This is a genomic window from Rhizomicrobium sp. (assembly GCA_037200985.1).
Taxonomy (GTDB): Bacteria; Pseudomonadota; Alphaproteobacteria; order Micropepsales; family Micropepsaceae; genus Rhizomicrobium.
Window position 1 is genome coordinate 1450754 of the sequence record JBBCGJ010000001.1, and the last position, 22928, is coordinate 1473681.

The window sequence follows — 22928 nt, forward strand, 5'->3', positions numbered from 1 at the left end:
CGCCGTGCACGATCCGGAAGGCAACACCACCACCTACGACTACATCCGCCAATGGGACGGCGGCCAGGCGACCGACATGCTGGCCGCTTCCGGCCAGTTCTCGCAGTTCGTCGGCGATAACCTGCCCTGGCAGATGCCGGCGCACCTGGCGGCGATCCACCTGCCGGCGAGCACGGCGGCGGCCGACTACGCCTTCGCCTATGACGAGATCGGCCGGCTCCGGAGCGCCACCGACGCCGAGGGCCATGTCTGGCAATACCGCATCGCCAACGGGCGGCGCGGCGAGATCGTCGATCCCTTAAGCGGCCACACGGTCAGCCTGTTCGATCCGAACGCGCGCGAGGTCGCCGATATCGACGCGCTCGGCCGTCTCTCCACCATGGCCTATGACGGCCTCGGACGCCTGACGGCCAAGACCGGTCCGGAGGGCATCCGCGAGGACACGCTCTACGACGCCCGCAACAACCCGATCCGCACCACCCGCCACGCCAAGCCGGGCTCGGGCCTCGCCGACCTCGCGACCTCGGCGACCTATCACGCCACCTGCAACGTGCCCCTGACCGAGACCGATGCGCGCGGCGCCACCGTCACGCATACCATCGACAACGCCACCTGCCTGGAGACCGCCCGCACCGATCCGGCGGTGGCGGGCGGCGCGCCGGTGACGTCCTGGACCTATAACGGCCTGGGCCAGGTGCTGACGGAGACCGACCCCACGGGCCTGCGCACCCGCTACACCTACAACGGATCGCATTATCTGGCCTCGGTGATCGCCTCGGACGGGGCGCTGAACCTGACCACGTCCTTCGGCTACGACGCGGCGGGTAACGTCACCGGCCTGACCGATCCGCGCGGCAACAGCCACACCGCCACATACGACCGCAACCGGCGCATCACCGAATGGGACGCGCCGCTGGGGGCCGTCACGCAGTGGACCTACGACCCCACGGGCCTGCTGCTGACCCTGAAGCGCGCCACCGGCAATGGCGGGGCGCCCTGGGCGACCACCGGCTTCACCTATTGGCCGACCGGCAAGGTGCACACCGTCACCGACCCCGACGGGTCGGTGACGGTGACCGAGCACGACGCCCTGGGCCGCGCCTCCAGGGTGACCGATCCGATGGGCCGGGCGGTCTCCACCACCTACGATCTCATCGGCGAGGTCCTGCAGGAGCGCCATGCCGCCGGCACGGCGTCCGAGATCGTCTATGCCACCCACACCTGGTCGCCCGACGGCAAGGAGCTCTCGGTCGCCGACGCCAACGGCAACCTCACCGCTTACGCCTATGACGGCTTCGACCGCATGGCGCGGCAGACCTATCCCTCGCCGACCACGGCGGGCCTGACCAACCCTTCGGACTACGAGGCCTTCGTCTACGACGCCAACGGCAACGTCACCGGCCACCGCATCCGCGGCGGAGTCACCATCACTTCGACCTACGATGCGCTCGACCGCCTGATCCGGCGGCTGGTCCCGGCCTTCGGCGCGCAGGGCGCCGACGTGACCACCGCCACCGCCTACGACCGCGCCGGCCGCGAGACCGCGGTCTCCGACACGCTGGGCAACACCATCGTCTCGACCTACGACACGGCGGGACGCCTCGCCACCGTGGCCACCACCGTCCCCGGCGTCGCCGGCACCAGGACGGTCTCGTATCAATACGACGCCGCCTCCAACCCCACCCGCCTGACCTGGCCCGACGGCTATTACGTGCAATACGCCTTCGACGCGCTCGACCGCATGAGCACGGCGAGCGAGAACGGCGCCACCACGCTCGGCACCTACAGCTACGATCCGATGTCGCGCCGCACCGGCCTCGCCTATGGCAACGGGACAAGCGTGGGCTACGGCTATTCCCCCGCCGGCGACCTCGCCTCGCTGGTGCACGACCTCGCCGGCACGTCCAACGACGCCACCACCACGCTCGCCCACAATCTGGCGCATCAACTGAGCGGCGAGAGCGTCACCAACCCCGCCTGGCGGCTTGCCTCGCCCGCCACGGGCTCGACGACCTACGTCCCGAACGGTTTGAATCAGTATGCCAGCGTCGGCGGATCAGGCCTGACCTACGACGCCGACGGCAACCTCGCCACGGACGGCGCCTGGACCTATGGCTATGACGGCGAGAACCGCCTGCTCGTCGCCAAGACCGCCGGCACGCTGGCCGTCTATGCCTACGATCCGCGCGGCCGGCGCACGACCAAGGGCATCACTATCCCCGCGGCGCCCTTGTGGGGCACTGCCGTCTGGGGCGCCTTTACCTGGACCGCCGCCGCCACCACGACCACCAGCTTCCTCCACGACGGCGACAACGAGATCGCCGAGTACGACGGCGCCGGCGCCCTGATCCGCCGCTTCGTCCCCGGACCGGCCATCGACCAGCCCATCGCCATGGTCGCGGCGGCGGGGACCCGCACCTATGTCCACACCAACCGCCAGGGCAGCGTGGTCACGATGTCCAACGCGTCGGGAGCGCCGGCAGAGGGGCCATACGCCTATGATGCTTATGGCACGTGCACCGTCTCCGGCGCTCCCTGCGCCGTGCCGACGTCCACGACCATCCCCTTCCGCTACACCGGCCGCTACCTCGACGCCGAGACCGGGCTCTACTACTACCGCGCCCGATACTACTCGTCCGTACACGGACGCTTCCTCCAGACCGATCCCGTCGGGTATGAGGATGACTTCAATCTCTACACCTATGCCGGAAACGATCCGACGGATATGACCGATCCTTTCGGGGCAGATGTCTGCGTTACGGGTCCAGATGGAATTGAAGTTTGCACGGTTGAAACGAAGCGCATTTCACCCACGATAGAAATGCCTGTATTCGTAAGAATGGGGCTTGCGGTCGCTCGGGGTAGTCCCGCCGGCATCATCTTATGCGGCATTCTCTGTGCGTCGTCCACGACGTCCGGTGATACCGCTTGCAATCTGCCGGGTTGCTCGTATCCGAGCGTAAATATAAAGGAGAGCAAAAGGCACACACCAGAACAAGAAGCTGTAACTAGCGACGCCAAGGACGCAAAAAAACGAGGCGACCAAGGAAATCCAATAAGTGACGCGGACGCCGACAGTCTACTAGATCGCGCGCGAGCAGCGGGTATAACACCAGTCGACGACCACCGGTCGGCAGATCAAGCATCTCACTGGGTCGGCGGAAAACATATTCGCATTGGCTCTCAGAACCATATCAGAGTAAAATAAATATGCCGACAAAAAATGCCCAGACGGATCGGCTTGTCGTACTCGCAAAAAATCGCCTAAGCGCCGAGTGGCTAAATGGCATAAACGACCCGGCTGTACGAAAAATTGCCTGGGAATTTCAGGGGTTGGACGGCAGCGCTTGGGTTGACGCTCCGCAGCGAATAAGAAGGCGGATCGACAGCGGAGGATACACGGGTAGTTTCGGGAACCTCAAAGCTTATATCTCAGAGTTAGTCTTGCATAACTACGCAGTTCGCGTAGTGAGAGGGAGCTTTGTGCCGCTCGCCGATGATACGCATGGATTTAATATAGAAAATATATCCTTGGGATTTGATGTCGTATTTTCCGAGAACAACGACGAATATTATTCCATAGTCCTGCATTCGCTCGCGGGATCTGATATAATTGCGAATTATATTCGGTCATCCATTAATGAGAAGTGTTTGTTAAACAGTATTGAAGCCGCTCGAGCAGTTGCGGCAATGTTACACAAGTCAACACACACGCCAAAATGGCTGGAGGCATCCTATTTGAAGGACGCTGGTATTCGGCTCCTCGTTTTCAGAGTTGATAGCGTACTAGTCGATACTGCTGTCTCCTAAATCGCCTGATTGCACGATTCAAAGCGGCGTGCCGAACGGTTCGCGCAAGCTTCCCGGCAACGCCTGCGATCCCTATGGCGACCTCTCGCAATACGCCTTCACCCTGACCGAGCCGGACCGCACGGTCGCCAGCTTCGCGTTCTTCTGCACCGAGCGGCTGGGCAATGCCGACGACATCGGCGCCATCCCGCAATACCAGGTCGCGCGCACGGGCTGGAACCTGACCCACATCGCCTATCCGGCGGGGACGAGCGTGGACCTGACCTATACGGTGCCGCCGACGGCGGACGGCGTCGAATCGTCCTGGTGGCCGCTGCTCACCGACGTCTCCAACTCGCTCGGCCGGCACCTGACGCTCGCCTACGCGGCCGCGCCCGGCGCCGGGGTGATGACGGTGAGCGACGCCACCGATCCGGCCCATCCGCGGACCGCGACCTTCGACGGGGTCGCTTGCAAAGCCTCGCCCTGGCTCAAGCAGAGCGACTACACCGCGCCCTGCTCGACCCTGTTCGGCGCCGTGCACGATCCGGAAGGCAACACCACCACCTACGACTACATCCGCCAATGGGACGGCGGCCAGGCGACCGACATGCTGGCCGCTTCCGGCCAGTTCTCGCAGTTCGTCGGCGATAACCTGCCCTGGCAGATGCCGGCGCACCTGGCGGCGATCCACCTGCCGGCGAGCACGGCGGCGGCCGACTACGCCTTCGCCTATGACGAGATCGGCCGGCTCCGGAGCGCCACCGACGCCGAGGGCCATGTCTGGCAATACCGCATCGCCAACGGGCGGCGCGGCGAGATCGTCGATCCCTTAAGCGGCCACACGGTCAGCCTGTTCGATCCGAACGCGCGCGAGGTCGCCGATATCGACGCGCTCGGCCGTCTCTCCACCATGGCCTATGACGGCCTCGGACGCCTGACGGCCAAGACCGGTCCCGAGGGCATCCGCGAGGACACGCTCTACGACGCCCGCAACAACCCGATCCGCACCACCCGCCACGCCAAGCCGGGCTCGGGCCTCGCCGACCTCGCGACCTCCGCGACCTATCACGCCACCTGCAACGTGCCCCTGACCGAGACCGACGCGCGCGGCGCCACCGTCACGCATACCATCGACAACGCCACCTGCCTGGAGACCGCCCGCACCGATCCGGCGGTGGCGGGCGGCGCGCCGGTCACGTCCTGGACCTATAACGGCCTGGGCCAGGTGCTGACGGAGACCGACCCCACGGGCCTGCGCACCCGCTACACCTACAACGGATCGCACTATCTGGCCTCCGTCATCGCCTCGGACGGGGCGCTGAACCTGACGACGTCCTTCGGCTATGACGCGGCGGGCAACGTGACGAGCCTGACCGATCCCAGGAGCAACACCCACACCGCCGCCTATGACAGGAACCGGCGCATCGCCGAATGGGACGCGCCGCTGGGGGCCGTCACGCAGTGGACCTACGACCCCACCGGCCTGCTGCTGACCCTGAAGCGCGCCACGGGCAATGGCGGGGCGCCCTGGGCGACGACCGGCTTCACCTATTGGCCGACCGGCAAGGTGCACACCAGCACCGACCCCGACGGGGCGGTGACGGTGACCGAGCACGACGCCCTGGGCCGCGCCTCCAAGGTCACCGATCCGATGGGCCGGGCGGTCTCCACCACCTACGATCTCATCGGCGAGGTCCTGCAGGAGCGCCATGCGGCGGGCACGGCATCGGAGATCGTCTATGCCACCCATACCTGGTCGCCGGACGGCAAGGAGCTCTCGGTCGCCGACGCCAACGGCAACCTCACGGCCTACGCCTATGACGGCTTCGACCGCATGGCGCGGCAGACCTATCCGTCGCCGACCACGGCGGGCCTGACCGATCCGGCCGATTACGAGAGCTTCGTCTACGACGCCAACGGCAACGTCACCGGCCACCGCATCCGCGGCGGAGTCACCATCACTTCGACCTACGATGCGCTCGACCGCCTGATCCGGCGGCTGGTCCCCGCCTTCGGCGCGCAGGGCGCCGACGTGACCACCGCCACCGCCTACGACCGCGCCGGCCGCGAGACCGCCGTCTCCGACACGCTCGGCAACACCATCGTCTCCACTTACGACACGGCGGGGCGGCTCGCCACCGTGGCCACCACCGTCCCCGGCGTCGCCGGCACCAGGACGGTCTCGTATCAATACGACGCCGCCTCCAACCCCACCCGCCTGACCTGGCCCGACGGCTATTACGTGCAATACGGCTTCGACGCGCAGAACCGCATGAGCACCGCGAGCGAGAACGGCATGAGCACCCTCGCCACCTACAGCTACGATCCGCTGTCCCAGCCTACGGGGATCGCCTATGGCAACGGCACGAACATAAGCTACGGCTACTCTCCTGCCGGCGACCTCGCCTCGCTGGTCCACGACCTCGCCGGCACCGCCAACGATGCCATCACCACGCTGACCTACAATCTGGCGCATCAGCTCGCCGGCGAGAGCGTCACCAATCCCGCCTGGCGGCTCGCCTCGCCCGCCACGGGCTCGACGACCTATGTCCCCAACGGCCTCAACCAATATGCCAGCGTCGGCGGCGCGGGCCTGACCTACGACGCCGACGGCAACCTGACCACGGACGGCGCCTGGACCTATGGCTATGACGGCGAGAACCGCCTGCTCGTCGCCAAGACCGCGGGCACGCTGGCCGTCTATGCCTACGACCCGCGCGGCCGGCGCACCGCCAAGGCGATCACCGTCCCCGCGGCGCCCTTGTGGGGCACCGCCGTCTGGGGCGCCTTTACCTGGACCGCCGCCGCCACCACGACCACCAGCTTCCTCCACGACGGCGACAACGAGATCGCCGAGTACGATGGTGCCGGCGCCCTGATCCGCCGCTTCGTCCCCGGCCCGGCCGTCGACCAGCCGATTGCCATGGTCGCGGCGGCGGGGACCCGCACCTATGTCCATGCCAACCGGCAAGGCAGCGTCGTCACGATGTCGGATGCCTCCGGCGCGCCGGCGGAAGGGCCATACGCCTACGACGCCTATGGCACCTGCATGACGGCGGCCGGCGCTCCCTGCGCGACGCCGACGTCCACGACCATCCCCTTCCGCTACACCGGCCGCTACCTCGACGCCGAAACCGGGCTCTATTACTACCGCGCCCGATACTACTCGTCCGCACACGGACGGTTCTTGCAGACGGATTCCATTGGATACCAGGCTGACTTCAACCTTTACGCTTATGTCCGAAACGATCCTAGCGATAAAGCGGATCCGAGCGGCAAGGATCCGTTCGGCAATCATTTACCTGAAAATTACGGCTGCTGGGGAAGTATGTTCTGTGCCTCGACTGGGGAAGTCTACGGCATCGAGCATCCGCATCTAGCCAAAGAACGACGCCAGGAAATCGCAACCGCAATAGATGTTCTCCTCTTTCTCGCAACGCTGCCCCAAGGAGGAGAAGGCGCTGTAGGCCGAATTGTTGGGGAAAAAGTTGTTGTCTCGCTGGGTCATTTTCCGACTTACTTGAAGGTCGCTGAACGCTATGGCTACAAAGCATTTAGCATCCCGCCAGAGGCCTGGGATGCGCTAGGAAACGATGCAGCGAGATGGGCGGTCAATCGGGCGTATCTAGACGCCGAGATCGCGGCAGGTGCTCGCTTTCGGTTGTCGACTACTCTTAGAGACTCTGACAATTTTTATAGGCAGGAATTAGAATACTTGAATGAAAAGGGATATACACCTAGTGCAGATGGCGAATGGTTGGACCCACCGAAACCGGGCAAGGGCAAAGGAGTCGGCGGTGCGAATTCCCAGGAGTCAGGAGCCGGGTGGTCCATAGGGGATGGCTTCGTAGTCGGAACCTATTGCACCGGTCGTCTAAACTGCCCCATCAAATAGAACGCCGAACGGATCGCTGTTACCGGCTTCTAATTTGAGGTCTGCGGTGGGTTCGAAACCGTCTTGGTTCGGTGCTTACGAGTTTAGTTTTTATTCTTCGCTAAACCTTAATTCTGAATAGAAGTAGGAGAGACGCCATGTCGGACTTGAAGATTAAGGCGCTCGGAGCATTCTCCCCTGACGACCCTCCAATGCTTATTATCGATCACTATGACGATCTACATTTTGGTAGCGGTATGGTCGAATATATTTTTCACGGTCTTGTTGTTAGGATTACAAATGATCGTTCTGATATCTATGGGGATATAGGTCTTGTAGGTGAAGGGTTGGTGTCAATTGAGAAAGTCATTGCCAAGACGCATCCGGATGCTCGTACTGCACCTGAGGTTCGTAGCGCGGTCGGCATCAGTAGATATGTCCAAGCCAATTTCTCTAGAATTTTGGAGTTGCTGAACAGCAACCGCTAGCCATCAAGCTTCCCGGCAATGCCTGCGATCCCTATGGCGACCTCTCGCAATACGCCTTCACCCTGACCGAGCCGGACCGCACGGTCGCGACCTTCGCGTTCTTCTGCACCGAGCGGCTGGGCAATGCCGACGACCTCGGCGCCATCCCGCAATACCAGGTCGCGCGCACCGGGTGGAACCTGACCCACATCGCCTATCCGGCGGGGACGAGCGTGGACCTGACCTATACGGTGCCGCCGACGGCGGGCGGCGTCGAGTCGTCCTGGTGGCCGCTGCTCACGGACGTCTCCAACTCGCTCGGCCGCCACCTGACGGTAAGCGTCCGGCCTGGCACGCCTTGCGCGTTGTTGCGGTGACTTGAGGATAGGTCATTGGAGCGTCGCTGATTGAGCGGCTCAAGTCACCGGGACCGTCCCTATGTCTGGACAGATGACCAGGGTGTTCGTTGCGGATGCGCGTCGGCGTTGGGGCGATGAAGAGAAGCAGGCGATTATCGAGGAGAGCAAGACGAGCCCGGTGGCGCGGGTGGCGAAGAAGCACGGGGTGGCGACGAGCCTGCTGTTCCGCTGGCGCAAGCAGCAAGGTATCTGGTCCGGACGCCCGCCTGTGCAACCGCCGAGCGGTGAGGGCTTTGTCCGCGTTGGGCTGGCGGCGCCCGCTGTGGCGCCGGTAAAATCCAGCCCTGGCAGCATCGAGATCGTGCTGGGCTCGGGCCGCCGCGTGGTGGTGAACGGAGATGTCGATGCGGTCGCGCTGCGGCGGGTGATCGAGGCGCTTGAGTCTTGATCCCGGTTCCGGCCGGCACGCAGGTATGGCTTTGCGCGGGCCACACCGACATGCGCAAGGGCTTCAACGGTCTGGCGCTGCGGGTGCAGGAAGTCCTCAAGCACGATCCGCATGGCGGGCACCTGTTCGTGTTCCGCGGCAAGCGGGGCGACCTCATCAAGCTGCTGTGGCATGACGGCCAGGGCCTGTGCCTGTTCGCCAAACGGCTGGAGCGCGGTCGCTTCATTTGGCCGGCAACGGCCGGCGAGGCGGTAACCATCTCGTCGGCACAACTTGGCTATCTGCTCGAAGGCATCGACTGGCGTGCGCCGCAGCGGACGTATCGTCCGGAACTTGCCGGATAGAGATATCCACGGCTCCCGTGCGGCACGCTGACTCGTGGGAAGTGCGCAGCAATCGCCTTGGGAAGCTTGCTGTGGTGGCATTGCGCCATGACGGTTGCTCCCGATTCGCTGCCCGACGATCCCCAGGCCCTGAAGGCGCTGGTGCGCGAGCAGGCGGCGCTGATCGAAGCCAAGGACGCCGAGTTGCGCGCGAAGGATTTGCGCATCGAACAGGTTTTGGCGCAACTGCATCGGCTCAAGCGCATGCAGTTCGGCCGTTCGTCGGAAAAGCTCGACCAGCAGATCGAGCAGCTCGAGTTGCTGCTGGACGATCTGCAGGAAAGCAGTGCCGCCGCCCCGGCCGCGCCTTCGCCAGCCTCGCCGGACACGCTGCAAAAGCCCGTGCGGCGGCCGTTGCCGGATCATCTGCCCCGCGAGACGATCCTGCATGCTACGCAATGCGCCTGTCCCCGTTGCGGCGGCGACTTGCGCCGTCTGGGCGAAGACGTCACCGAGCTGCTGGAGTATGTGCCGTCGTCGTTCAAGGTCATCCGGCATGTGCGGCCGAAGTTCTCGTGCCGCAGGTGCGAGGCGATCACCCAGGCGCCGTTGCCGTCGCTGCCGATCGAACGCGGCCGCCCAGGGCCTGGCCTGCTCGCCCATGTGCTGGTTGCCAAATACGCCGATCACTTGCCGCTCTATCGCCAGAGCGGGATTTACGAACGCCGCGGCATCGATCTGGAACGCTCGACCTTGGCGGACTGGGTGGGACGTGCGAGCGCGCTGCTTGCGCCTTTGGTCGATGCCCTGCGCAAAGACGTGATGGCATCCGATGTTCTCTTCGGTGACGACACGCCGGTGCCGGTGCTGGCGCCGGGAACCGGAAAGGCCAAAACCGGGCGGCTGTGGACCTATGTGCGTGATGAGCGGCCTCATAACGGCAAGCTCGCACCGGCAGCCGTCTACTTCTACTCGCCCGACCGCAAGGGTGAGCATCCGGCCTTGCATCTAAAGGCTTTTAAGGGGGTGCTGCATGCCGACGGCTATGCCGGCTTCAATGCCATCTTCGAGAAGGGCCAAATCGCCGAAGCCGCCTGCTGGGCGCATGTCCGGCGCAAGTTCTTCGACGTGCATGCCGCGAATGGCTCGCCCATCGCCAAGGAAGCGCTTGGCCGCATCGGCGCGCTCTATCGCGTCGAAGAAGAAGCCCGCGGCAGACCGCCCGACGAACGGCAAAGAGTGCGGCGGGAAAAGGCCAAGCCGTTGCTCGACGCGCTCCATGCCTGGCTTGCCGCGACGAAGCAAAAGCTGTCGCCAAAGACCGATCTTGCCGCGGCAATCCGCTATGCGCTCGGGCGATGGACGGCGCTCGCGCGATACCTCGACGACGGCCGGCTGGAGATCGACAACAATGCCGCCGAGCGATCCATCCGCCCGCTCGCCCTCGGCCGCAAGAACTACCTCTTCGCCGGTTCCGACGCTGGCGGCGAACGTGCCGCCGCCATCTACTCCCTCATCGAGACCGCCAAGCTCAACGGCCTCGATCCCGAAGCCTGGCTGCGCGACGTGACCGCCCGAATCGCCGACCATCCCATCAACCGCATCACCGAGATCCTCCCCTGGAACTGGGCCGCCATTCCGCTCGCCAAAGCCGCGTAGATCACCGGACGCTTACTTTGGGTGCCGAATGCCGGCGTTCCCGGATAGCGATATTTCAGCATATAGCCCGAGTTCGTCGCGATGGAGAGAATCGGGCTCGGGGTCCAGCTATCCGATGTAGAGAACGAGCCATAGTAGTAGTACGTAGCGATCCGCCCGTCGGGATAGCTGATGCCGATGATATTGTTGCTTAGGCAAAGCGGATTGCCGCTTTCGTGGAACGCCGCGAAAACGATCTTGGTGCCGTCGCGCTTGGTCCAAGTGCAGGTGCTGCCGTTATCAACGAATGTTGAGCCGTCAGCCGCTGTAGGCACATATTGTGTGCTCGATAATTGGAAGGTCGCTCGCTCTTCGCCATAGATCGGAGCAGCAAGAGTGACCAAACTTAAGGAGCTCCCCTTGTGGTCGATGCATTTTTTCGGTTTCCGGCCGGATCGTGGGTATAAGTAGATTGCTGGCCATTGTTCACGCTTCCAGCATGAACAGTATGAACCAGCCTGCCTAGCGCATCGTACGTGTATGTGATCGTTTCTGCTGCGCTAGCCGGCGAAGCCAGTAGAATGCCGAGCCACATAATCTTTAGATTGCGCATCAATATCTCCCATTCTTCAAGCCGCAGTTTTCATGCAACCATGACCTATCAGCCAGCTTGTAAGTATGCGTCGCGTCGGCAGCAGATCTGAACGCCGCGGTTTCCCCAATCTGAGCCCCGCCGAAAATATACGATTGCACGTAGCGAGTTCTGGGCTCACCGCGATGCTGTCTTGAGTTGACTCGCATGCCTTATTTCCGCGATCTCGACTCGCAACTCTTCGATGGCTGATGCCTGCTTTAGATGGGCGTCCGTGAGACGACGATCAGCTTCGACAAGTTTTGCTTTGAGAACTGTGATTTCTTTAGCTTGCTTGTCGGCGATGGCTTTCAGCTCCTTCACCGCGTTGACCGTCGCGGCGAGAATTGCGGTGGTGTCGAGCGAGTAATAGCCGTCGCGCTGGAGGGCCGATGCCTGCGGGATGACCGACATGACATCCTGCGCAAGGAAGCCGGCATGCACGAAAGTCTCGTTCGGATCGCCGCGGGTCGGCCTGTAGGTGAAGAGCTTGGGCGACAGATGGACGACTGCGGCCAGGCCGCCGGCGTAGTCGCCAAGCACGTTCTTCAGACGGGCATCCGACGAACAGATGATGTCGCCGGACCCATTGACCGCGAGCGTGCCGGCGGTGACGCAGCCGCTCTGGCGGATGGTTCCGACGACATCGAGCGACACCGCGGGGGATGTCGTCCCGATGCCGATGTTGCCGTTTGCTTTCAGCACCAACGCGGTCGTGGCAGCGGTGCTGGGACCGAAAACCATGTCGCTGCCGGAGCTCGAGCTGCCCCATACAAGATTCTTGACAGCAAGCCCAGCAATGGACGTGCTGTTGGCGGTCGCGCCGAAAACGACGCTGTTCACGCTGCGGTCTTGGAGATCAAAGACGCCAGTGTTGTCGGTGGCGACCCCGATGCTGAGCCTTGAGCTGGCGCCAGGCGCGCCGATGCTGACGTTTCCGTTGTCGACTGCGGTAATGAGAGGCGTGTGCGAGGCGTTCGTCGTCTGGAAGTTCACGCCCGAGCCGGTGCCCGCGCCTTGTATCGTAAGTGTGGCGGATGGCGAAGCCGTCCCGATGCCGACATTGCCCGTGAAGGACGGACCCGTGAGCGGCGCAAAGTTACCGTTGATGCAACTGAATACACCGAGGATGTCGTTGGCGTTGGCCGTCTGGCCATTTGCCAGCGTGGGTGGCGCCGGACAGCTTGCCGCTTGTGCGGTCGAGGCGCATGCGCCGCACGCATAGACAAGAAACGCAAATACGATGCCGCGACGCATGTCAGCCCCCAAAATTCTAAGTGCCACAAGCCGTTCGCATCGCCGCGGTGCGGGCCCGCCGAAGCGGCTAGTAAACTCTGGATTTGAGCGATAGCACTCACGCCAGGACGCAGCGCTCACGAAACGCGACGAATTTCAATTCAGAACGGCCAAAACCAGGCGAGCTGAACGAGCCGCAAGAAGTAGACGGTACGAACTCGCGCTCGGGCTTGCAAGACGTCCATCGCACGAATATTTGCTCGAGCCATTTGTGCAAAAATTATCCAGCTTGTTGACGCAAGCCATGTGCAGCGATTGGACGACATCCATCGATCAACGGCCTCAAATCGATGCCGCGGTTTGGCAGGCTGAGCATGTCTTCGACGTCCGACGTCGGCTGGAAATCGCGGGCCGGACAGGACGAGTCTGCCCTGTCTTCCTCTTGCGGCTCGGTCGCGTGTACAAGAAGAGCGCGCCGTTCCCGATCGAGTGACAGTTCTCGTATGCGACCGTCGCTCTCCTCCGCGCCGTTTTTGTGCACGAATGGTGCAAAGCGATAGCTGGAAGCGGCTTGTCAAACCCGCGATGCGGGGTGGGCGCCTGACGAAACAGCGGCTCACATTTCTGTAAGCCGCTGTTTCTGAACGACGGAGTGAAGCTGCCGGATCAGCGCTTGCTGAACTGGAACGAACGACGCGCCTTGGGGCGGCCGTATTTCTTGCGCTCCACGGCGCGCGGATCGCGCGTCAGGAAGCCGCCCGGCTTCAGCGCCGCGCGCAGCGTCGGCTCATAGCGAACCAGGGCGCGGGAAATGCCGTGGCGCACCGCGCCCGCCTGCCCCGACAGGCCGCCGCCGACAACGGTGACGATCACGTCGAACTGGCCGTCGCGGTTGGTCGCGATCAGGGGCTGACGCAGGATCATGCGCAGCACGGGCCGCGCGAAATAGACCTTCTCGTCGCGGCCGTTGACCGTGATCGTGCCGCGGCCTGGCTTGATCCATACCCGCGCCACCGCGTTCTTTCGGCGGCCGGTGGCATAGGCGCGGCCCTTGGAGTCGCGGTTGGACTTGGGCTGCTCGCCGGGTTCCGCCTTCTCCGGCACCTTGGCCTTGATCAGCGTGGACTTGAGTTCGCCGAAGCTCTTGACGTCTTCCGCCATGGCTTAGCCTGCCTTCTTGTAGTTGGTGTTCTTGGGATTGAGTTTCGCCACGTCGAACGGCTCGGGCTGCTGCGCCGCGTGCGGATGCTCCGCCCCGGCATAGACGCGCAGATTGGAGAGCTGGCGCCGGCCGAGCGGCCCGCGCGGCAGCATGCGTTCCACCGCCTTGTGCAGCACGCGCTCGGGGAATTTGCCGCGCATGATCTGGCCCGCGGTGCGCTCCTTGATGCCGCCGATGTAACCGGTGTGGTGGTAGTAGGTCTTGTCCTTCATCTTGTTGCCGGTGAGGACGATCTTGGCGGCGTTGATCACGACGATATTGTCGCCGCAGTCCATATGGGGCGTGAAGGTCGTCTTGTGCTTGCCGCGCAGGCGCAGCGCGAGGATCGAGGCAAGCCGGCCGACGACGAGCCCTTCGGCATCGACGAGGATCCATTTCTTCTCGATCTCGGACGCCTTGGCCGAGTAGGTTTTCATCGGGTTACCTGTGAGGAATTTCGGTTCAGGGCGCCGCTATTACGCGGCGCGAAGCCACAGGTCAAGACAAAGCGCCGGGAAACCGGCACTTTTTTGATGCGGTATCATGATACCGCATTGTCCGGGCCGCGCCCCGGACTTAGGCCCTGGCGAAATCCGCGATGGCGACGGCCGCTTCGCGGCTGATGTCAGGACAGGTGACGGCAAAGATTTCCGTGCCGTGCACCGTGCCGAGCGCCACATGGGCGCGCGCCGGCACGCCGGCCCTCAAGAGCAGGCGATAGAACGCGATGCCTTCGTCGCGCAGCGGATCGCATTCGTTGACGCTGATCACGGTCGGCGGCAGGCCCTTCACGTCGTCTTCCGTCGCGAAGGCCGGCCAGGCCAGCGGATTGCGCGCTTCGTATGCCTCGATCCCGTAGCCCATGGCGCCGCGGTTGTTGTGCAGTTCGAGCAGGATGCCGTTGTTCTCGATCGACGAGGGATATTGCGGCTGCGGCCAAATCCCGGCGATGTAGGGGCAGAGCGCGTAGAGCCCCTTGACGAGGCCGGCATCGCCCTCCTTCGTCAGCTTCATGCCGGTGGCGAGCGTCAGGTTGCCGCCGCCGCTCTCGCCCGCGATCACGATCCGCTTGGGATCGATCTTCAGCAGGTCCGCATGGGCATGCACCCAGCGCAGCCCCGCGGCGCAATCGTTGAGACCGGCCGGAAAGGGTTCGACCTCCGGCGCCGAGGAGGCGCGGAGGCAATTGCGGAAATCGACCATCGCGACCGCGACGCCTTGCGCCGCGATGATGCGGCCCCAGGCCCGGTACATCCCGTCGAAGCACGACATCGTCGCCATGCCGCCGCCATGGATGTAGTAGACGCAAGGCAGCCGCTCGCCATTGTCCGGCCGGATGAACTGGATCTTGACCGTATTGCCGTCCGGCTCGGAGCGGAAGGTCTCGGTGCGTATGGCGAGCCCGGCCGAGGGCGCGACCTGCTCATTGTCCACCATGTTCATCATGGCGGTGAGTTGCGCGGCGGCGGCCTTGGCCGCTTCAGTGTTCTCCGCGGCCAGCATCTCCTCGCGGCCGGCGACGTTGCCGGCCGGCGAAATCGGCGGCATGGCGCCCAGAAAGGCCTTGATGCGGGGATCGATGCGCGGATCTTCGGCGAGCTTGGAGGCCATGGCGTGCATTCTCCGGAAGACAGGCCGCAGTCTAGGAACTGTCGGGCACAAAAGAAAAGGCCCGGCTGTGGGGGACAGCCGGGCCTTCTCACACGACAGGTATGGGGGGGCTTACCAGTCGCGCTTAATGTTGAAGTAGTCGTAGGAGCTCTCGCGGATTTTGCCGAAATCGCCGTCGTTCTTCGTGAGGTCTTCGAGCCGGTAGGTCGGAGCCTTGGAGATCACGTCCTGCGCCACCGGCACGACATAACCGCCCATGTCCTTCGAATAGCCGAGCATCGACCACGGGACCGGGAAGAACTTCTCGCCGAGACCGAGCACGCCGCCCTGCCCGAGCGCGGCGAACATGATGCGGTCGGACTGCTTGTCGAGCACGATGTCCTCGACATGGCCGATCTTATCGCCAGCCTGATCGTAAACGCTCGTGCCTTTGACCTTGGAGGCCAGAATTGCGGAGGTGTGACCGCTCACCGTTGTCATGTAGTATCTCCCTTGGGACGCATTCTCAGAACGTCCTCTTACTGCCTTCGTTCCGGATTTCACTGGTTCCTATTTGGAGTTCCTCATGAAGTCGCAACTCGCCGCCCTCGCTCTCGCGTTCGCCATCGGCGGCATGGCCATCGCGGCGCCTCCCCAGCCGCTCAAGGGATTCGCGAGCGACAAATCGAAGGACTATTTCGGCTACTTCCTGCCGGCGTCGCCGATCGCGGCCGGCAAGTGGTCGGTGCGCAACCTGTTCGTCGCGCCGCCCGACGACCTGAAGACCTTCGAGTCCGGAAAATCCGACAAGGCGTTCGGCGGCGTGATGGTGGAGTTCGAGGACCTGACCAGCCCGGTGAAGACCGGCGAGGACAGCATTCCGTACCATACCGGCCAGATCCGGGTCCTGCCCACGGCCTATGCGCTCGGCGACGGCCATCTGCGCTTCGTCGGGACCGACAAGACGCTCGGTACGATCACTTTCGAGGGAACATTCAGCGCCGATTTCTTCAAGAAGCCGACGCCCGATGTGCCGCATCCCGACGACCATCCTGTGCTAAAAGGCAAGCTGACGATCGGCGCCAAGAGCTTCGATGCCGCCTTCAACTGGTTCGGCGGGGATTGAGGAGAGTTAAGATGAACGCACCCGCAACCATTCCCCTGGTGCTCGCCGCGCAGGACGGCGCCGTGCTGCGCCTCACGCTCAACCGCGGCCCGGCGCGCAACGCGCTGAGCCAGGGCCTGATGACGGCCTTGCAGGACGCGCTCGACGCGGCGGCGGCCGACACCTCCGTTCGCGTGATCGTCATCGCCGCCGACGGCCCGGCCTTCTCCGCCGGCCACGACCTCAAGGAGATGACCGCGCGCCGCACCGATGCCGACAAGGGCAAGGCCTATTTCGCCGCGCTGTTCGCGCAATGCTCCCGGCTGATGCAGACCATCGTGCGCCATCCCAAGCCGGTGATCGCGCAGGTCCAGGGCATCGCCACCGCCGCCGGCTGCCAGCTCGTCGCGAGCTGCGACCTGGCCGTCGCCTCCGCCGCGGCGCAATTCGCGACGCCCGGAGTCAATATCGGCCTGTTCTGCTCGACGCCGATGGTGGCCTTGTCGCGCAACGTCGCGCGCAAGCACGCGATGGAAATGCTGCTGACCGGCGAGACGATCGCGGCCGAGGAAGCCCGCCGCATCGGCCTGATCAACCGCGTCGTCGCGCCCGAGACGCTGGCGGAGGAGACCGCCAAGCTCGCCGCCCTGATCGCCACCAAGCCGCACGGCACGCTGAAGATCGGCAAGGAGGCGTTCTACCGCCAGATCGAGATGGGCCTGGGCGAGGCCTACGACTATGCGAGCCAGGTCATGACCCTGAACATGCTCGGCTCCGAGGCCGAGGAAGGCATCGGCGCTTTCGTGGAAAAACGCGAACCGAAATGGCCGGCGTGATCCATCGCCTTCCCTTGGGGGGTGATTTCGGGCGCCGAAAGCACTAAGTAGCGCTCATGCCCGGTTATCCCGACGACCTGATCAAATCGATCCTGCGCTCGACCAAGACCATCGCCATGGTCGGGGCGTCCGGCAACGACATGCGGCCGTCCTATTTCGCGATGATGTACCTGCTCGCCAAGGGCTACACGATCCATCCGATCAATCCCTCGATGGTGGGAAAGAAGATCCTCGGCCAGACCGTCTATGGCGCGCTCAAGGACGTGCCCGCCCCGGTCGACATGGTCGACATCTTCCGCGCCTCCGACGCCGCGCCCGAGATCGTGCGCGAGGCGCTGGCCGAGAAGGACCGCCTCGGCATCAAGACGATCTGGATGCAGCTCGGCGTGATCAACGAAGAGGCGGCGGCGCTGGCGCGGGAGGCCGGCCTCACCGTCATCATGGACCGTTGCCCGAAGATCGAGCATGGCCGCTTCTCCGGCGAGATCGGCTGGATGGGCGTCAACCGCAAGGTGATCGACAACCGCAAGCCCCTGCTCTTCGGCAAGGGCGGATCGCTCAAGCGCGTCTGAGGCGATGCTGAAGATTTGGGGTCGCCGAAACTCGATCAACGTTCAAAAGGTGCTATGGGCGGTCGGCGAGCTCGGCCTGGCGCATGAGCACATCCCGGCCGGCGGATCCTTCGGTCTGCTGGATACCGATGAATTCGGCGCGCTCAATCCCAACCGCCGCGTGCCGGTGATCGACGATGGTGGGATGGTGGTGTGGGAAAGTCATGCCATCCTGCGCTATCTCGCGGCGAAATACGGGGCGGGCTCGCTCTGGCCCGACGACCCAGGCATCCGCGCGCGGGCCGACCAATGGACCGACTGGACGCTCGCGGATCTCCAGCCAGCCTTCATGAACGGCGTGTTCTGGGGCTTCTACCGGACGCCGGAAGACCAGCGGAACTGGCCCGCGATCCGCAAGGCCATCGCGCGCTGTGCTATCCTGTTTCGTCTGCTGGACCGCCATCTGGAGACCGGCGCCTTCGTCGCCGGCGACACCTTCACCTTCGGCGACATCCCCGCCGCGACCCAGCTCTACCGCTATTTCGAGCTGGAGATCGACCGCCCCGCCCTGCCCCGTGTCGAGGCATGGTATGAAAGTCTCAAGGCTCGCCCGGCCTATCGCGAACATGTCATGATCGCGTTCGACGATCTGAAAGGCCGCCTCGCTTTCTGACGCGGCGTTGATCTATACCCTATTGAATAGGTAGAGTTTCTACCCGCCCACGGAGGAAGCCATGTCCGACTACGGTTTCAACACGCTCGCCGTCCATGCCGGCGCGCAGCCCGATCCCGCCACCGGCGCGCGGGCGACCCCGATCTACCAGACCACCGCCTATGTGTTCGAGGATGCCGACCACGCCGCGGCGCTGTTCAACCTCCAGGTCTTCGGCAACATCTATTCGCGCATCATGAACCCGACCAATGCGGTGCTGGAGGAGCGTGTCGCGGCGCTCGAGGGCGGCCGCGCGGCGCTCGCCGTCGGCTCGGGCCACGCCGCGCAGCTCATCGCGCTGCACACGCTGATGAGCCCGGGCGACAATATCGTCGCGGCGCGCCAGCTCTATGGCGGCTCGATCAACCAGTTCTCCCAGGGCTTCGCCAAATTCGACTGGCATGTGAAATGGGCCGACACCACCGATCCGGCGTCGTTCAAGGCGCAGATCGACGATCGCACGCGGGCCGTGTTCATCGAGAGCATCGCCAATCCCGGCGGCATCATCAGCGACATCGAGGCCATCGCCGGCATCGCCCATGCCGCAGGCGTGCCGCTGATCGTCGACAACACGCTGGCCTCGCCCTATCTGATCCGCCCCATCGAATGGGGCGCCGACATCGTGCTGCATTCAGCCACGAAGTTCCTCGGCGGCCACGGCAACTCGATGGCCGGCATCATCGTCGACAGCGGCAAGTTCGATTGGGGCGGCGGCAAATATCCGACGCTGAGCGAGCCCTGCCCGTCCTATCACGGCATGAAGCTGTGGGAGACGTTCGGCGACATGGCTTACGCCATCGCCTGTCGCGTGCTCGGCCTGCGCGATCTGGGGCCGGCGCTGTCGCCGATGAACGCGTTCCTGGTCATCACCGGCACCGAGACCCTGCCGCTGCGCATGCAAAAGCATTGCGACAACGCGCTGGCGGTCGCCAGATGGCTGCAGAAGAACCCGAAGGTCGCGTGGGTAAACTATGCCGGGCTGGAGGACAATCCCTCCTACGGACTGCACCGCACCTATTGCCCCAAGGGCGCCGGCGCGGTGTTCACCTTCGGCCTGAAGGGCGGCTATGACGCGGGCGTGAAGGTCGTGAACGGCGTCAAGCTGATCAGCCATCTCGCCAATGTCGGCGACACCCGCAGCCTGATCATCCATCCCGCCTCGACGACGCATCGCCAGCTCAACGACGACGAGCGCGCCAGGGCCGGCGCCGGCAACGAGGTCATGCGGCTGTCGATCGGCATCGAAAGCGTCGAGGACATCATCGCCGATCTGGATCAGGCGATGGGGGGCTGAATTTCATCTCGAAGCCATGCCACACCGCCGTGCACAGCAGCAGCGCGGCGGTTAGCTGGTGGGCCGCGGCGAGGAATTCGGGCGCCTGCAGCAGAAGCGTGGCGATGCCGAGCACGATTTGGAACAGGGTGAGATGCAGCAGCGCATTGCCGCTGCGCCGCGCCCAGCCCGTAAGTCTTCCCCGCTCGCGCCACCACAGGGCAAAGACCGAGATCGCGACGATATACGCGCCCATGCGGTGATCGAATTGCGCCGTGCCGGGGTTTTCAAAGAAATTGATCCACCAGGGGCGTTGGACGAAAACGTCTTCCGGCGCAAAGCGCCCGTCCATCGACGGCCAGGTGTTGTAGAGCAATCCCGCATGCAGGCCCGCAACGAGCGCGCCGAGCAGCGTCTGCACATAGATCAGCGCGGCGATGACGAAGGGGAAGTGCGGCGCGCGCGAGGCCGTCGCCGGTTTTTCGTCCAGCCGCAGATATTCCAGCGCGATCCACACCATCGCCACCAGCAGGATCAGCGCTACGCCGAGATGGATCGCGAGGCGGTATTGCGACACGCTGAGGCGCGTCTCGAGGCCGCTCTCGACCATCCACCAGCCGACAAAGCCCTGCAGTCCGCCCAGCAGGAACAGCAGAACCATGCGCGGCCACTCGGCGCGGCGGATGGCGCCGGTCCAGGCGAACCAGAGAAACGGCACCAGGAAGAACACGCCGAGCAGGCGGCCCAGGAGCCGGTGCGCCCATTCCCACCAGAAGATGCCCTTGAACGCGGCCAGGCTCATGCCGGCGTTCTCGTGGATGTATTGCGGGATGCGCCGGTATTTGGCGAAGGCGTCCTGCCATTGCGCGTCGGTCAGCGGCGGGACGGCGCCCATGAGCACGTCCCATTCCGTGATCGAAAGGCCGGAGCCGGTGATCCGCGTCAGGCCGCCGACCGTCACCATGCCCAGGATGATCGCCGCCACCGCCAGCAGCCAGATCCCGACCGCCCGGCGGCTGCGCCAGAAATCGGGAGCCGCTTGCTTCATGACGCCTGCATAAAGCCACGGCCGCCCAAGGTCTTGCCGCCATCTTGTCGCGGCGGCCCGGCGCGTGCTTGAAACATGGATCGGGAGAAGAGGAACCCATGAAGATCGCGATTGCCGCCCTTGCCCTCGCCCTGGCCGTGCCGGCGGCACTGGCCGCGGACACGATGCCGGACGGCATGCCCATGGGCGCGGCGATGCCGATGTCCGGCATGGTCATGAAGATGATCGACCCCATGCCGGCGGTGTATATGGGCGAGGCCGACAAGCCCGGCGCGCCGCTCTTCAAGGGCCTGGGCAGCCACACGCACAAGATCTCGACGAAGAACGCGATGACGCAGCGCCTGTTCGACCAGGGCGTCAATCTGATGTTCGGCTTTAACCATGCCGAGGCGATCCGGTCGTTCCGCGAGGGCGCCCGCCTCGATCCGCATTGCGCGATGTGCTGGTGGGGCGTCGCGATGGCGCTGGGCCCCAATATCAACCTTCCGATGCCCGACGACGCGATCAAGCCGGCCTGGCAAGCGGTCTCCAACGCCGTGGCGCTCGAGCGCTACGCCTCGCCCGAGGAGCGCGACTGGATCAACGCGCTGACGGAACGCTATTCCGCGGATCCCAAGGCAGACCGCGCCCGTCTCGACGACGCCTTCGCGCGCGCGATGGGCGAATTGTGGAAGAAATATCCGAACGATCTCGATGCCGGCACCTTCTATGCCGAGGCGATGATGGACACCCAGCCCTGGGGTTATTGGGAGCAGGACGGCGTGACCCCGAAGGGCCGTGGCCTTGCCATCGTCGCGACGCTCGAAGGCGTCATCGAGCGCTCGCCCTACCATCCGGGGGCGCTGCATCTTTACATTCATGCGGTGGAAGCGACGACGACGCCGGAGCGCGCTGAGATCGCCGCGGACCGGCTGGAAAAGCTGATGCCGGGCGCGGGCCATATCGTGCACATGCCGTCGCACATCTACTATCGCATCGGCCGCTATGAGGACGCCGCGAAGGTCAACACGCTGGCGGCGCTGGTCGACGAGCAATATATCGCCGCCTGCCATGCCCAGGGCTATTATCCGGTCGGCTATTACGGACACAACATCCACTTCCTGTGGACTTCGTCGGAGATGGAAGGCCGCTACCAGGCCTCCATCGATGCGGCGCGCCGGCTGGTGAACGTTGCCGGCAAGCCCGAAGACGTAAGGCGCAATTACGGCGTCCAGCTTTTCATCTTCACGCCCGTCGCCACGCTGCTGCGTTTCGGCAAATGGGATGCCGTGCTCGCCGAGCCTCTGCCGGCCGACGACCTGAAGCTCGATCTCGTCATCGCGCACCTGGCGCGGGGCTTCGCTTATGCCAACAAAGGCGACAAGACGAACGCAGAGACCGAACGCAAGGCGCTGGCCGCGCTCATCGACGATCCGGGCCTCGCCGCGCTCAAGGGCATTCCGGCCCAGGAGATGGCGCAGATCGCGCTGGCCGATCTTCGCGGCGAGATCGCGCGCACCTCCGGCGACATCGAAACCGCCATCGCCTTCTTCTCCAAGGCGCGCGACCTGGAGGAGGCCCTGCCCTACACCGAGCCGCCCTATTGGCATCAGCCGTCGAGCCATCTGCTCGGCGCCGCGCTGCTGCAGGCCGGCCGCGCAAAGGAAGCAGCGGAGGTCTATGCGCGAAGCCTCAAGACCTATCGCCTCGACGGCTGGGCGCTTTACGGCCTGGCGCAAGCGCAAGACGCACTGGGCGACAAGGCCGCCGCAGCGGCGACGCGTAAGGAATTCGCAAAAATCTGGAAACGCGCCGACGTGACGTTGACGAGCTCCCGGTTCTAAGAACCGGCCGTCATGGCCATC

Annotated in this window: 20 protein-coding genes; 13 read left to right on the forward strand and 7 right to left on the reverse strand. The window is 64.2% G+C overall.

The features are described 5' to 3' along the window. Window positions 1-4 precede the first annotated feature (4 nt). From WDN01_07010 to WDN01_07020, 3 genes are all read left to right on the forward strand, one after another. The gene (locus tag WDN01_07010; GenBank protein ID MEJ0025759.1) at window positions 5-3208 is read left to right on the forward strand and encodes an RHS repeat-associated core domain-containing protein; all 3204 of its coding nucleotides are present in this window, start codon (window positions 5-7) and stop codon (window positions 3206-3208) included. A 630-nt stretch (window positions 3209-3838) separates the two neighbouring features. Continuing rightward, window positions 3839-7687 (forward strand): RHS repeat-associated core domain-containing protein, encoded by a 3849-nt coding sequence (locus WDN01_07015; protein MEJ0025760.1) that lies wholly within the window; start codon window positions 3839-3841, stop codon window positions 7685-7687. A 137-nt stretch (window positions 7688-7824) separates the two neighbouring features. Beyond that, on the forward strand, window positions 7825-8154 hold the full coding sequence (locus WDN01_07020) for a hypothetical protein (GenBank protein ID MEJ0025761.1): 330 nt from the start codon (window positions 7825-7827) through the stop codon (window positions 8152-8154). Here the strand turns inward: WDN01_07020 and WDN01_07025 are convergent. Further along, window positions 8151-8342, reverse strand: a complete 192-nt coding sequence (locus WDN01_07025; protein MEJ0025762.1) for a hypothetical protein — start codon at window positions 8340-8342, stop codon at window positions 8151-8153. The genes WDN01_07020 and WDN01_07025 overlap by 4 nt on opposite strands. 24 nt (window positions 8343-8366) lie before the next feature. Here WDN01_07025 and WDN01_07030 point away from each other — a divergent pair, with 24 nt between their 5' ends. The 4 genes from WDN01_07030 to WDN01_07045 all read left to right on the forward strand — a co-directional run bounded on the left by WDN01_07030 (window position 8367) and on the right by WDN01_07045 (window position 10922). Further along, complete coding sequence (locus WDN01_07030; protein ID MEJ0025763.1) at window positions 8367-8510, forward strand: hypothetical protein; 144 nt, start codon at window positions 8367-8369, stop codon at window positions 8508-8510. A 73-nt stretch (window positions 8511-8583) separates the two neighbouring features. After that, window positions 8584-8940 (forward strand): transposase, encoded by a 357-nt coding sequence (locus tag WDN01_07035; protein ID MEJ0025764.1) that lies wholly within the window; start codon window positions 8584-8586, stop codon window positions 8938-8940. Next, on the forward strand, window positions 8937-9284 hold the full coding sequence (tnpB, locus tag WDN01_07040) for an IS66 family insertion sequence element accessory protein TnpB (protein MEJ0025765.1): 348 nt from the start codon (window positions 8937-8939) through the stop codon (window positions 9282-9284). The genes WDN01_07035 and tnpB overlap by 4 nt, the downstream gene beginning before the upstream one ends. Before the next feature lie 87 nt (window positions 9285-9371). Beyond that, window positions 9372-10922 carry an IS66 family transposase gene (locus WDN01_07045; GenBank protein ID MEJ0025766.1) on the forward strand — a complete coding sequence of 517 codons (1551 nt, stop codon included), beginning with the start codon at window positions 9372-9374 and terminating at the stop codon, window positions 10920-10922. Between the two features lie 748 nt (window positions 10923-11670). Here WDN01_07045 and WDN01_07050 read toward each other — a convergent pair. From WDN01_07050 to WDN01_07070, 5 genes are all read right to left on the reverse strand, one after another. After that, entirely contained in the window at window positions 11671-12789 is a 1119-nt protein-coding gene (locus WDN01_07050) for a tail fiber domain-containing protein (GenBank protein MEJ0025767.1), read from the reverse strand. Between the two features lie 645 nt (window positions 12790-13434). Next, window positions 13435-13872 (reverse strand): 30S ribosomal protein S9, encoded by a 438-nt coding sequence (rpsI, locus tag WDN01_07055; GenBank protein ID MEJ0025768.1) that lies wholly within the window; start codon window positions 13870-13872, stop codon window positions 13435-13437. 60 nt (window positions 13873-13932) lie between these two features. Continuing rightward, the gene (gene rplM / locus WDN01_07060) at window positions 13933-14406 is read right to left on the reverse strand and encodes a 50S ribosomal protein L13 (GenBank protein MEJ0025769.1); all 474 of its coding nucleotides are present in this window, start codon (window positions 14404-14406) and stop codon (window positions 13933-13935) included. Between the two features lie 139 nt (window positions 14407-14545). Beyond that, a complete protein-coding gene (locus tag WDN01_07065) occupies window positions 14546-15580 on the reverse strand; it encodes an alpha/beta hydrolase fold domain-containing protein (protein MEJ0025770.1) in 1035 nt (344 codons plus the stop codon). Window positions 15581-15691: 111 nt separating this feature from the next. After that, window positions 15692-16060, reverse strand: a complete 369-nt coding sequence (locus tag WDN01_07070) for a PRC-barrel domain-containing protein (protein ID MEJ0025771.1) — start codon at window positions 16058-16060, stop codon at window positions 15692-15694. Window positions 16061-16145: 85 nt separating this feature from the next. Between WDN01_07070 and WDN01_07075 the strand changes: the two genes are divergently transcribed. From WDN01_07075 to WDN01_07095, 5 genes are all read left to right on the forward strand, one after another. Next, window positions 16146-16685 (forward strand): hypothetical protein, encoded by a 540-nt coding sequence (locus WDN01_07075; GenBank protein MEJ0025772.1) that lies wholly within the window; start codon window positions 16146-16148, stop codon window positions 16683-16685. A gap of 11 nt (window positions 16686-16696) precedes the next feature. Then, a complete protein-coding gene (locus tag WDN01_07080) occupies window positions 16697-17500 on the forward strand; it encodes an enoyl-CoA hydratase (protein MEJ0025773.1) in 804 nt (267 codons plus the stop codon). A gap of 56 nt (window positions 17501-17556) precedes the next feature. Continuing rightward, window positions 17557-18072, forward strand: coding sequence for a CoA-binding protein (locus WDN01_07085; GenBank protein ID MEJ0025774.1), 516 nt, complete (start codon window positions 17557-17559; stop codon window positions 18070-18072). Window positions 18073-18076: 4 nt separating this feature from the next. Then, window positions 18077-18724, forward strand: coding sequence for a glutathione S-transferase (locus WDN01_07090; protein MEJ0025775.1), 648 nt, complete (start codon window positions 18077-18079; stop codon window positions 18722-18724). Window positions 18725-18785: 61 nt separating this feature from the next. Continuing rightward, window positions 18786-20057 (forward strand): O-acetylhomoserine aminocarboxypropyltransferase, encoded by a 1272-nt coding sequence (locus WDN01_07095; protein MEJ0025776.1) that lies wholly within the window; start codon window positions 18786-18788, stop codon window positions 20055-20057. On the opposite strand, the gene WDN01_07100 is transcribed toward WDN01_07095, so the two are convergent. Beyond that, entirely contained in the window at window positions 20023-21084 is a 1062-nt protein-coding gene (locus WDN01_07100; GenBank protein MEJ0025777.1) for a COX15/CtaA family protein, read from the reverse strand. The genes WDN01_07095 and WDN01_07100 overlap by 35 nt on opposite strands. 98 nt (window positions 21085-21182) lie before the next feature. Here WDN01_07100 and WDN01_07105 point away from each other — a divergent pair, with 98 nt between their 5' ends. Next, on the forward strand, window positions 21183-22907 hold the full coding sequence (locus tag WDN01_07105) for a hypothetical protein (protein MEJ0025778.1): 1725 nt from the start codon (window positions 21183-21185) through the stop codon (window positions 22905-22907). Window positions 22908-22928: the final 21 nt, after the last annotated feature.

Excerpts from the sequence above, each read along its gene's own strand:
- WDN01_07090 (MEJ0025775.1), top strand. The coding sequence starts at position 18,077 with ATGCTGAAGATTTGGGGTCGCCGAAACTCGATCAACGTTCAAAAGGTG.
- WDN01_07100 (MEJ0025777.1), bottom strand. The coding sequence starts at position 21,084 with ATGAAGCAAGCGGCTCCCGATTTCTGGCGCAGCCGCCGGGCGGTCGGG.
- WDN01_07095 (MEJ0025776.1), top strand. The coding sequence starts at position 18,786 with ATGTCCGACTACGGTTTCAACACGCTCGCCGTCCATGCCGGCGCGCAG.
- WDN01_07045 (MEJ0025766.1), top strand. The coding sequence starts at position 9,372 with ATGACGGTTGCTCCCGATTCGCTGCCCGACGATCCCCAGGCCCTGAAG.
- WDN01_07065 (MEJ0025770.1), bottom strand. The coding sequence starts at position 15,580 with ATGGCCTCCAAGCTCGCCGAAGATCCGCGCATCGATCCCCGCATCAAG.
- WDN01_07105 (MEJ0025778.1), top strand. The coding sequence starts at position 21,183 with ATGAAGATCGCGATTGCCGCCCTTGCCCTCGCCCTGGCCGTGCCGGCG.
- WDN01_07050 (MEJ0025767.1), bottom strand. The coding sequence starts at position 12,789 with ATGCGTCGCGGCATCGTATTTGCGTTTCTTGTCTATGCGTGCGGCGCA.
- WDN01_07085 (MEJ0025774.1), top strand. The coding sequence starts at position 17,557 with ATGCCCGGTTATCCCGACGACCTGATCAAATCGATCCTGCGCTCGACC.
- WDN01_07020 (MEJ0025761.1), top strand. The coding sequence starts at position 7,825 with ATGTCGGACTTGAAGATTAAGGCGCTCGGAGCATTCTCCCCTGACGAC.
- WDN01_07035 (MEJ0025764.1), top strand. The coding sequence starts at position 8,584 with ATGACCAGGGTGTTCGTTGCGGATGCGCGTCGGCGTTGGGGCGATGAA.
- WDN01_07070 (MEJ0025771.1), bottom strand. The coding sequence starts at position 16,060 with ATGACAACGGTGAGCGGTCACACCTCCGCAATTCTGGCCTCCAAGGTC.
- rplM (MEJ0025769.1), bottom strand. The coding sequence starts at position 14,406 with ATGAAAACCTACTCGGCCAAGGCGTCCGAGATCGAGAAGAAATGGATC.
- WDN01_07075 (MEJ0025772.1), top strand. The coding sequence starts at position 16,146 with ATGAAGTCGCAACTCGCCGCCCTCGCTCTCGCGTTCGCCATCGGCGGC.
- WDN01_07080 (MEJ0025773.1), top strand. The coding sequence starts at position 16,697 with ATGAACGCACCCGCAACCATTCCCCTGGTGCTCGCCGCGCAGGACGGC.